The sequence below is a fragment of the Candidatus Pelagibacter sp. PS_31 genome, from assembly GCF_059417865.1.
The window spans coordinates 605,988-616,300 of record NZ_CM182069.1; the positions used below are offsets into that span (position 1 = coordinate 605,988).

Genomic DNA, 10,313 nt, shown 5'->3' on the forward strand with positions numbered 1-10,313 from the left:
TTTTTATACTGTTTCAGCTCTTTTTTGAAAAGCATCAGCAATTTTATTTAAACCAAATTCAAAAGATTTTTCCATTAACAAATTTAAAAACTTATTTTTAATTTCAAAATCAACATCAAAATAAACCTCAGTGATGTTATTATTTTCTATAAATTTCCAATTATTTTGTAAGTGTTTTAGTGGTCCATCTAAATTAGTAACATTAATCGTGTCATCTTTTTTATTAAATCTAACGTCACTTTTATAAGTATCGCTAAAAGGACCCTTTCCAATTGTTAAATCTGCTATGATTAAAATTTGATTATTTTCATCTTTTCTATCGTAGACTTTTGAGTCTAGGCAAAAAGGGATGAATTCTGGATATTTTTCGATATCCAAAACAAACTCAATAAGTTTATTTTTTTTTTTATTTATACTTCTTTTAACTGATGCCTTAGGCATTAATGATTGTTAATTCTATTATGTTGAAGTTTAGCAAAATCTTCATCTGCATGATAGGAAGATCTAGTTAAAGGTGTCGATGAAACTAATAAAAATCCTTTTGATTTTGCAATAGTTTCTAACTCTTTAAATTCATCTGGATGGTAATAACGATCTAAAGGGTGATGTCTTACAGAGGGTTGCAAGTATTGACCAATAGTTAAAAAATCTACATCAGCTGCTTTTAGATCATCCATCACTTGAATGATCTCCTCTTTATTTTCACCTAATCCAACCATTAATCCTGATTTTGTGAAAACATTTTTATTAACTAATTTTGCATTCTTTAAGAGTTCTAATGATGAAAAATATCTAGAGCCTGGTCTTACTTTTAAATAAAGTCTAGGCACAGTTTCAATGTTATGATTAAAAACATCAGGATTAGCTTCTAGTACTTTTTTATAAGCATCTCCTTTTCTTAGAAAATCAGGTGTTAAAACTTCAATTGATGTATTAGGATTTTTTTTTCTTGTTTGATCAATTACCTCAAAAAAATGATTTGATCCTCCATCGTCGAGATCATCTCTATCAACGGAAGTGATTACGACATGTTTTAAATTTAATTTTTTTACGGCTTCAGCTATTTTAACGGGTTCTAATGAGTCTAGTTTTCCTGGCTTGCCTGTTTTTACATCACAAAAAGCACATGCTCTTGTGCAAGTATCACCCATTATCATAAATGTTGCATGTCTTTTGCTCCAACATTCTGTGATATTTGGACAGTTAGCTTCCTGACATACCGTTACTAAATTATTATTATTAACAATTGTTTTTGTTAGAAAAAACTCTTTACTATTAACAAGTTTAGATCTTATCCAATCAGGTTTTTTTTTGATTGGATTTAAAGGTTTGTTAACTTTTTCTGGATGTCTTGGCTTAGTTGTCATTCTTTTTAATTATATAAAGGGTCTCTCCTTCTTTGCCAAACATAAATTTTTCTCTAATTAAGGTTTCAACATAATCTAGGTCTAATTTAGTACTTAATAAAGAGTTTTTAAATTCAAGCTCTTTGATTTTATTAGATAAATTAGCTTCTTCAATTTTTAAATTAACTAAAATTTCTTTTTTTTTAAAATAAGAAAAAAGACCTCTTTCACCATCTAGAAGGTTAAAGAAAAAATAAAGTATTAAAAAAGTAGAGATTAATAAAAAATAATTTTTTTTTAATTTCCCCAGCATTAATGAATTTTACTCATTGATGCTTTTTTTCCAAGCTCTTCTTCTATACGTAATAATTGATTATATTTTGCAACACGTTCTGATCTAGCTAAAGATCCAGTTTTTATTTGATTTGAATTTGTACCTACAGCCAGGTCTGCTATAAAAGTGTCTTCGCTATCTCCAGATCTATGAGAAATTATTGTTTTATATCCAATAATTTGTGCAAACTTTATAACTTCAAGTGTTTCTGAAACTGTTCCTATTTGATTGAGTTTAATTAATATAGAGTTTGAAGAATTATTTAAAAAGCCTTTTTTAAGTCTTTCTAAATTAGTTACATACAAATCATCTCCAACTATTTGCACATTATTAGTATTTTTCATTAATTTACTCCATGCCATCCAATCATTTTCTCCAAATGGATCTTCAATAGATTTAATTTTGTATTTATTTATTATTTTCTTATATTCTTTAATAGATTGATCTACCGAAACAAATTTTTTTGAATGAATAGAATACTTATCTTTCTTCATTAATTCATTTGCCGCTACATCTAAGCAAATCGAAACATCTTTGCCATTTTTAAAACCAGACTTATTAATTGCAGCAACAACTAAATCTAAAGCTTTTTCATTATTACTAATCATTGGAGCAAAGCCCCCCTCATCTCCTACAGATGTTGACAACCCTTTCTTTATAATTAGCTTTTTTAAGTTATTAATTACAACAAAGCATATTCTCATAGCTTCTGAAAAACTCTTAGCTTTATCGGGTCTAATCATGAACTCTTGAATTCTTAATCCGTTATTAGCATGTGCTCCACCATTAATAATATTCATTAATGGATATGGTAATTTATAATTATTTTTTACTAAAAAAGTTTTATACAGTGGAACATTCTTAATCTTTGCTGAAAGCTTTTTAGCAGCCATTGATACAGCTAAAATTGCATTAGCACCTAAATTTGTTTTTTGCCTAGTACCATCAAGATTAATTAAGATTGTATCAATACGTGTTTGATCATGAATATTTGTACCTATTAATTTTTTTGAAATTTTCGTATTAACTAAATTGACTGTACCTAAAACACTTTTACCTAAATATTTTTTATTGTTATCGTCTCTTTTTTCAAATGCTTCATAAGTTCCGGTTGAAGCACCCGATGGACAAATGGCAGACGCACTTAATTTTTTTGAATAAACTTCAGCTTCAATTGTGGGGTTTCCTCTACTATCAAAAACTTGACGAGCTTTAATCTTTAAAATCTTACTCATTTATTTTTTAATCAGATTATCTATTTCAAATAATTGAGATAATAATTTTTCTAATTTATCTAATGGAACCATGTTAGGTCCATCAGATGGAGCATTATCTGGGTCTTGATGTGTTTCAATAAAAACACCCGCAACACCTACAGCAACCGCAGCTCTTGCTAAGTACTCAACAAACTCTCTTTGACCACCACTAGTCTCGCCTAGGCCTCCAGGTTGTTGAACTGAATGTGTGGCATCAAAAATAACAGGATAACCATTTTTTGCCATTATGGGTAGAGATCTCATGTCAGAGACAAGAGTATTATAACCAAAGCTTGCTCCTCTTTCTGTAACTAAAATGTTATTATTACCCGAGTCTGAAATTTTTTTTGTAACATTAACCATATCCCATGGTGCTAGGAATTGACCTTTTTTAACATTTATAATTTTATTCGTTTTTGCAGCAGCAATTAATAAATCTGTTTGCCTACATAAGAAAGCTGGAATTTGTAATACATCAGCATAAGGAGCTACTACAGAACATTGCTCAGCATTATGTATGTCTGTTAAAATCGGAACATTTAATTCTTTTTTAATCTTATCAAAAATAGGTAAAGATTGTTCGAGACCCGCACCTCTTTGACCCTTTAAACTTGTTCTATTAGCTTTATCAAATGAGGTTTTATAAATAAAACCCATATTAAATTTTGAAGTAATTTCTTTGATTTTACCCGCCATATCCATGGCATGTTGCTCGGTTTCAAGTTGGCAAGGACCCGCAATAATGCAAATTTTATTATTATTTGCGATTTCAATATTTCCACAATTTACTTTAATATTTTTCATTTATAATTTTTTGCAGCCTTGATAAATGATGAGAATAAAGGATGTGGTGCTAAAGGTCTAGATTTAAATTCAGGATGGAATTGAACTGCTATAAACCAAGGATGGTTTTTTAACTCAATAATCTCTGGCAGTCTTTTATCTGGAGATAGCCCTGAAAAAATTAAGCCATTTTTTTCAAATTGGTCTTTATAGCTTATATTAACTTCGTATCTATGTCTGTGTCTTTCTTGGATTGATCTTGATTTATAGATTTTTTTAATTAATGAATTTTCTTTTAATTTAGCCTCATAAAGACCAAGTCTCATCGTACCACCTAGATCTTTATCTGTTCCTTTTATTAATTTTCCATCTCTATTCCATTCTGTAATTAAACCAATAATTGGAGTACCGGTGTTTCCAAACTCACTTGATGTAGCTTTTTTAATTTTTAACTTATTTCTAGCAAATTCAATAATAGCCATTTGCATTCCAAAACAAATTCCAAAAAAAGGTATCTTTTTTTCTCGTGCAAACTTAATTGCTTCAATTTTACCCTCTGTACCTCTTTTGCCAAATCCTCCTGGTATTAAAATTCCAGAAACTCCCTTTAATTTATTTTTTATTTCAGAAATTTTTAAATTTTCAGAATCTATTCTGACTAAGTTAACCTTTAAATTGTTATCAATACCACCATGAGTTAGTGCTTCATCTAAGGATTTGTAAGCATCCTTAAGGTCAACGTATTTACCAATTATTGCAATATTAATAGATTTTTTTGTTTGTAAAACTATTTTTGTAATCTTTTTCCAAGGATTTAAATTAACTTTTTTCCTTGATTTAATTTTAAAATATTCAAGCACCTGTTTATCTAAGTTTTCTCTATTGAAACTAATTGGAGCTTCATAAATAGTTTTAACATCAACAGTTTGAATTACATTTTTAATATCCACATTACAAAATAATGATATTTTTTTTCTATGATCTAATGGAATAGGTCTTTCCGATCTACAAATGATGATATCTGGTTGTATACCAAGGCTTCTTAATTCTTTTACAGAATGTTGTGTAGGTTTTGTTTTAATTTCATCTGATGCTTTAAGGTAAGGAACTAAAGTTAAATGAACAAATAAAGCATTTTTTTTACCCACATCATTTGCAAATTGTCTAATCGCCTCTACAAATGGCAGGCTTTCTATATCCCCTACTATTCCACCTATTTCACAAATAACAAAATCTTCTTTGGATGAATCGTGTTTGATAAATTGTTTTATACGATCAGTAATATGTGGAATAACTTGGACAGTTTTTCCTAAATATTCTCCTTTTCTTTCTTTTCTAAGAACATCGCTATAAATTTTTCCTGTTGTAATATTATCTGATTTTTTTGCAGACACTCCTGAAAATCTTTCATAGTGACCTAAATCTAAATCTGTTTCAGCTCCATCATCGGTTACAAAAACTTCTCCATGTTGAAATGGGCTCATAGTTCCTGGATCTACATTTAAATACGGATCTAGTTTTCTAATTCTAACTTTGTAACCTCTTGATTGTAATAGATAAGCTAATGATGCTGAAGAGAGACCTTTACCAAGGGAAGAAACCACACCGCCGGTGACAAAGATATATCGCGCCATGGTAGTATCTTATAGACATTAAATATGAAAATGGAAAGAAGTATTTTATGTTAATTATTTATCCATTTTAAGAAAACATATAAATTTTCAATAGATATCAAATTCGTATTCTATCACTTTATCACGACATTTAGTTATTAGAAACAGTTGTCCCTCTTCCTCCGCCTTCCAATTTGCAAAGCCTAATTCATTTCCACTACTATCTTTTTTTCCAAGAGTTACTTTACCTCTCTGATCATATTTATCTCCATAATAATATGCATTGGGTGAAGCAGCATCAAGAACAGTATAACCAGTGTAGGGATTAGTCATCGTTTTAAGTGTTGATCTTGAATCTAATTTTGTCTCTTGCCCTCTTGCAGCGGCAAGCTCTCTAATTCTATCCATATTACCAAGTTGATTTACAGTAAGCTTGGCTAATATTTCTTCTGAAGTTGCATTTAAGTTTCTGTTATAGTTTTCTTCCTCCAAATTACCACAATCATATTCTCGAGATTGTTGTGAACTCCACAAAAAATTAATTGTTGGGTTAAGCTCACACCACATTATATTTTCATAAACAGCTTTAACTATGGTTCTAAAATTACCTTTGCAAGCTGTTTCTTTAGCCCCAGCTGTATACCCATTATAAGCAACAACCCCGACAGATGATAAAATACCAATGATGGCAACTACCACTAATAATTCAACTAAGGTAAAACCTTTTTTATTATTTATAACTTTCATTTTTAAAATTATAATTGATTTGATGTATTTTTTTATATCAAAAGACGTCCATTTTAGGTTTAATAAACTAATGATATTTAAAAACCACTTTCTCTTACAAGAATAGCAATAATATTTTTAAACAATTTTGTAAAAGGGCTGTATCGACTCCCTTCAATATGAACATAACCAGGTAATTCGAATTGAATTTTACTACGTTTCGCAAGTTTGAAGTCTGCAATATAATGTGCTGTTTGTGGACGATATTGAAATTTTCCTCCTGTAAAATTTCTTATAGCAACTGGACCATTATGAATTGAGCTTAATGAAATGTAAGGAAGATTATTAACAGCAGATAAATCTAGTGATTTTGAAACTAAATAAACTTTATCATGAATTCCATCGTTTGGAATAAAGACAGCTGGGTTTTTTTCTAAAAATCGATCTATTTGTTCTTCTTTAATAAATCCTTTTACTTTTCCAGTACCGAATTGAACAATACCTAAAAGTTGATCTAAATTACTAACCCACATATCTTCAGATAAATTATAAAAATCTTTTATCTTTCCTTTAATGGGTGCTTTAATTAAAAGCTTATTTTGAACTTTTGTAAGACCAGATAATTCTGTTTGTAGAGCAATTAATCTTTGTTGTAACGTTAAGTATTGATCCATATTTCCTGCTGAATTACTTAATCGATTAATCTTTGTCTTGATTAGTTTTATATTTCTTCTTAATGAAATAATTTCATTCTCTAAATCAGGCGAATAAAGTTCAATTAGATTTTGTCCTTTTTCAACTTCATCATCTTTTTCAACTAATATTCTTTTAATCATTGAAGGATAAGGTGCGTAAATTTTTAAATACTGCTCAGAAATATATACTGCAGGTATTTTTAAAGATGACTTCCAGGGTAAGAATAAAACCATTAATAAAGCAGTAATAATGATTAAAGTTCTTTTGGTTTGTTTGTTAAATTTTATTTCAGATTTTAATTTGTACCAATTATTCACTTCACGAATTACCGGTAACATAATGAACCAATAAATTTCAACCGCAAACAGTATGATTCCTAAAAATTTAAATGCTAGGTGATAAACTAAAAGTGCAATACCTAAAAATAGAAAAAATCGATACAGCCATGTCGCCCAAGCATAAACGATAAAAGTCCATCTTCTTGAGGGGTTAATTTCTTCTGGAGGACTATGATTAAGACCAAATAAAGTTTCCCTTATTTTCCACCTTGCAAGAGCAAATGAACGAGGTTGTAAATTTTCAGCTTTTAACCAATCGGAAAAAACATAGTAGCCATCAAATCTCATGAAAGGACTTACATTAATCGTTAAGGATGAAATCCATGATGTTGTTGCAATGAAAAAGGCTGCACTTTTAAATCCACCCTCAGGTAAAATTCCCCAAATAAAAGTTGCAAATAACGCTAGATGTAATTCTGTAAGTATACCACCAAAGTTAATTAATAATCTTTCTTTGTGATTTCTAAGTCTCCAAGCATCAGTTGTATCGGTATATAAAAATGGAAAAAAAACTAAAAAAGCTATTCCAATTGCAGATACTCTACAGCCATAGTGTTTTGCAATATAAGCATGTCCTAATTCATGAAGACATTTTACAAAAACTAAAGTTAAGAAATAAAGCATTAACCCTTGAAAAGAAAAGAAATATAGAAAAGTACTTTTAAAGGTTTCAAATTGTTGAGCGACTAAAAATAAACCAACAAAACCAAAGAAGTAAGTAATATTTCTAAATCGTTTTGAACCAAAATATTTTACATATTTTAAAGTTTTAGAAAGCCAATTGTCTGGTTTAAATAATGGAATTTTAAAAAATAGATAACTGTGTATTAAATATAATAACCAGCTCTTCTTCATGCTATTTTTTTGTTGTAGTAAATAGCTAATGTTTTGACCGGAAGGTTGGACAATTAAATTATTTTGGTGAAGAAAACTAATAAAACTTTTTATTTCATCTTCACTGGTTTCAATTCCTGATGAATTAATTTTCTTTTCAAAGTTTTTAATATCTTCACCTCCACTCCAGTTTTTAATAAGTTTAAAAGCCGTTAAACCAAGTGTGAAGTATTTATTTCGAATTGCATCATATAAAAGCCATGCGGGTGAACCATCTTCACGGCTATTACCACGAAAAACTTCTAAATCTTGTCTTAGATAAGGAACGATCATATTCCTATAAGTTGTCTTACAAAAGTAATTGGTTTTCTAAGAACATAATAGAATAGAAAAACCCTTGAACCATAAACTTTAGCCGTTCCTCTCAATCCTATTCTTGGAGGTTTTTTTCCCTCAAAACTAGCTCCTAATTTATAAGATAATATTTCTTCAGGAGACAAAGAAGGTTCGTAAGAAGATCTTAAAAGTTTTCCTTTTAACGAGCTAATTGGATTGATGTCTAAAAACACTTTAACTTTAGAATTTTCTTTAATCACTAACGAGTCTTTAACCGGCAACCATATCAAAAACTCAACTTCATCAGGATTTGCAACAGTCATAATTTTTTCACCCACTGCAACGGGTCGTCCTTGCCAATCATTTTTTTGATCTACAATTGCAATTCCTTTTTGTTTTGCAAATAATTTTGTATTTTTTAGCTTTTCTTGTGCTGATGCTACTTCTACTTTTTTTAATTCAACTTGTGCCACTAATTCTGCTAATCGAGCTTTTTCCTCATTATTCGTAAAGGATGATTGTCTGCTTCGAAGAAGTTCTTTTTGAGCTACTTGAAGGGATTGGTTTGTAATATTTAAATTATTCTTAAGTTCGATATCTTCTAATAAAACCAATAAATCACCTTGCTTAATTTTATCGTTATTACTTGCTACAATATTTTTAACCACCCCATCAAATGGTGAAGTAACTAAGCTTGGATTTTTTGCTATAACCTCAACTGGAGCCGTACTGGTTATTCGAATAGGTAAAATTAAAATTATAAAAATAGCTGCATAAATTTTCCATGATTTTTTTCCAGTTAAATATTTTTTATAATGATTTTTAATTGAAAAATCTTTTAAGAACGAATTAAAAGCATGACCATAAGTTGAAGACAAATGTCCGGCAAGTTCAATTTCGTTTTCAGAAAATTTTTCACTTCTTACTAATAATAAATAACCTTGTAGGCCTTTTTGAGGTGAAATAATTGGAATAAATAAAATGTTTTCGGGTAAATTTTTTGGTTTCTCAGAATTAATATTTTTAGCAATTTTGTCTAATTCTAAATTTTGAATTTCTTTATCACTTAACGATTTATCGTTGTTCACAAAGTTTTCTATAAAAGTAAGTAAAGGTGACGTTCTATCAACTGTAGCTAAATCAGAGGTTGCTTTAATATTAAATTTATCCGCTGGTGTTTTTAATAATAAAAACGCACTGATATAATCGATAATTTGTCTTGTCTCATTTGCGATTACAAAATGTAGTTCGTCTTGAGATCTTGCTTCTCTTGCTTTTTTTTCTAAACCAAATAACCGAGCAACTTTTATGTTTTTATCTTCACTCAAAATTTAACGATCCCACTCATTCCAGGTATTAATGAATCGTATTTTTCATTAAACTGTGCTTTTAATTCTATTGTTTGACTAATTGCATCCACTGTAGCTCCTAAACTAATAACGGTTGCATCTAACGTTTCTCCAGTTTCATCAATAATGATTTTTACGTTATGTCCTTTTTTTAACCATTTAAGCCAATTACTTGGAGCAACAATTTCAGCTTCTAATAATCCATCCCCAACAATGTCCATTAAGGGTTGTCTTTGTTCTATACTGGTAAAAATAGTTGTATAAACATCCATCACTTTTCCATCATAAGGAGCAATGATTTCACATCGATCCACATTTAAAGTTGCAATACTCAATTCTGCTTTAGCCTTTTCATAATTTGAAACTGTTAATTGGTATTGAAGTTTACCAATTGATCTTAGTTCTAATAATTCTTTATCATTTTCTAATTGTATTCTTGCACTCTCATGTTCGGCTTTAATTACATCTTTTTGTGCTTTATAAATTTCACAATCAAAACTAATCAGCACATCCCCTTCTTTAAAGGCATCCCCTAATAAAAAATTAATACTTTGAACTCTTGCAGCAATTTCACTGGAAATGGAAACTTTCTCCGTTGCGCTCACTAAACCTCGAGCTTCCCTTTCTTCAGAATGAACAGGGTTTAAAAATGATAAATAAATGAATAATATAAATAGTAATTGTTTCATGAGGCTAAGTTAT

Annotated in this window: 10 protein-coding genes; all 10 read right to left on the reverse strand. The window is 29.5% G+C overall.

Going from position 1 to position 10,313, the window contains the following annotated elements; translation table 11 throughout:
• Nucleotides 1-3 precede the first annotated feature (3 nt).
• Complete coding sequence (locus tag AC5SLN_RS03360; RefSeq protein WP_006996973.1) at nucleotides 4-441, reverse strand: type II toxin-antitoxin system RatA family toxin; 438 nt, start codon at nucleotides 439-441, stop codon at nucleotides 4-6.
• The gene (gene lipA, locus AC5SLN_RS03365) at nucleotides 441-1,367 is read right to left on the reverse strand and encodes a lipoyl synthase (protein ID WP_494594152.1); all 927 of its coding nucleotides are present in this window, start codon (nucleotides 1,365-1,367) and stop codon (nucleotides 441-443) included. The genes AC5SLN_RS03360 and lipA overlap by 1 nt, the downstream gene beginning before the upstream one ends.
• Nucleotides 1,357-1,659 carry an FtsB family cell division protein gene (locus AC5SLN_RS03370; RefSeq protein WP_006996975.1) on the reverse strand — a complete coding sequence of 101 codons (303 nt, stop codon included), beginning with the start codon at nucleotides 1,657-1,659 and terminating at the stop codon, nucleotides 1,357-1,359. The genes lipA and AC5SLN_RS03370 overlap by 11 nt, the downstream gene beginning before the upstream one ends.
• The gene (gene eno, locus AC5SLN_RS03375) at nucleotides 1,659-2,915 is read right to left on the reverse strand and encodes a phosphopyruvate hydratase (RefSeq protein WP_027306928.1); all 1,257 of its coding nucleotides are present in this window, start codon (nucleotides 2,913-2,915) and stop codon (nucleotides 1,659-1,661) included. The genes AC5SLN_RS03370 and eno overlap by 1 nt, the downstream gene beginning before the upstream one ends.
• Nucleotides 2,916-3,740, reverse strand: a complete 825-nt coding sequence (kdsA, locus tag AC5SLN_RS03380; protein ID WP_494594154.1) for a 3-deoxy-8-phosphooctulonate synthase — start codon at nucleotides 3,738-3,740, stop codon at nucleotides 2,916-2,918.
• A complete protein-coding gene (pyrG, locus tag AC5SLN_RS03385) occupies nucleotides 3,737-5,353 on the reverse strand; it encodes a CTP synthase (protein ID WP_494594156.1) in 1,617 nt (538 codons plus the stop codon). The genes kdsA and pyrG overlap by 4 nt, the downstream gene beginning before the upstream one ends.
• Before the next feature lie 87 nt (nucleotides 5,354-5,440).
• A complete protein-coding gene (locus AC5SLN_RS03390; RefSeq protein ID WP_494594158.1) occupies nucleotides 5,441-6,079 on the reverse strand; it encodes a type II secretion system protein in 639 nt (212 codons plus the stop codon).
• A 77-nt stretch (nucleotides 6,080-6,156) separates the two neighbouring features.
• Complete coding sequence (locus AC5SLN_RS03395; RefSeq protein WP_006996983.1) at nucleotides 6,157-8,259, reverse strand: site-2 protease family protein; 2,103 nt, start codon at nucleotides 8,257-8,259, stop codon at nucleotides 6,157-6,159.
• Nucleotides 8,256-9,590 carry an efflux RND transporter periplasmic adaptor subunit gene (locus tag AC5SLN_RS03400; protein WP_006996984.1) on the reverse strand — a complete coding sequence of 445 codons (1,335 nt, stop codon included), beginning with the start codon at nucleotides 9,588-9,590 and terminating at the stop codon, nucleotides 8,256-8,258. Before AC5SLN_RS03400 ends, AC5SLN_RS03395 begins: the two co-directional genes overlap by 4 nt.
• Nucleotides 9,587-10,300, reverse strand: coding sequence for an efflux RND transporter periplasmic adaptor subunit (locus AC5SLN_RS03405; protein WP_011282050.1), 714 nt, complete (start codon nucleotides 10,298-10,300; stop codon nucleotides 9,587-9,589). Before AC5SLN_RS03405 ends, AC5SLN_RS03400 begins: the two co-directional genes overlap by 4 nt.
• Between the last annotated feature and the right edge of the window lie 13 nt (nucleotides 10,301-10,313).

Coding starts and splice junctions, on each gene's coding strand:
- AC5SLN_RS03360 (WP_006996973.1), bottom strand. CDS start 441: ATGCCTAAGGCATCAGTTAAAAGAAGTATAAATAAAAAAAAAAATAAA.
- lipA (WP_494594152.1), bottom strand. CDS start 1,367: ATGACAACTAAGCCAAGACATCCAGAAAAAGTTAACAAACCTTTAAAT.
- AC5SLN_RS03370 (WP_006996975.1), bottom strand. CDS start 1,659: ATGCTGGGGAAATTAAAAAAAAATTATTTTTTATTAATCTCTACTTTT.
- eno (WP_027306928.1), bottom strand. CDS start 2,915: ATGAGTAAGATTTTAAAGATTAAAGCTCGTCAAGTTTTTGATAGTAGA.
- kdsA (WP_494594154.1), bottom strand. CDS start 3,740: ATGAAAAATATTAAAGTAAATTGTGGAAATATTGAAATCGCAAATAAT.
- pyrG (WP_494594156.1), bottom strand. CDS start 5,353: ATGGCGCGATATATCTTTGTCACCGGCGGTGTGGTTTCTTCCCTTGGT.
- AC5SLN_RS03390 (WP_494594158.1), bottom strand. CDS start 6,079: ATGAAAGTTATAAATAATAAAAAAGGTTTTACCTTAGTTGAATTATTA.
- AC5SLN_RS03395 (WP_006996983.1), bottom strand. CDS start 8,259: ATGATCGTTCCTTATCTAAGACAAGATTTAGAAGTTTTTCGTGGTAAT.
- AC5SLN_RS03405 (WP_011282050.1), bottom strand. CDS start 10,300: ATGAAACAATTACTATTTATATTATTCATTTATTTATCATTTTTAAAC.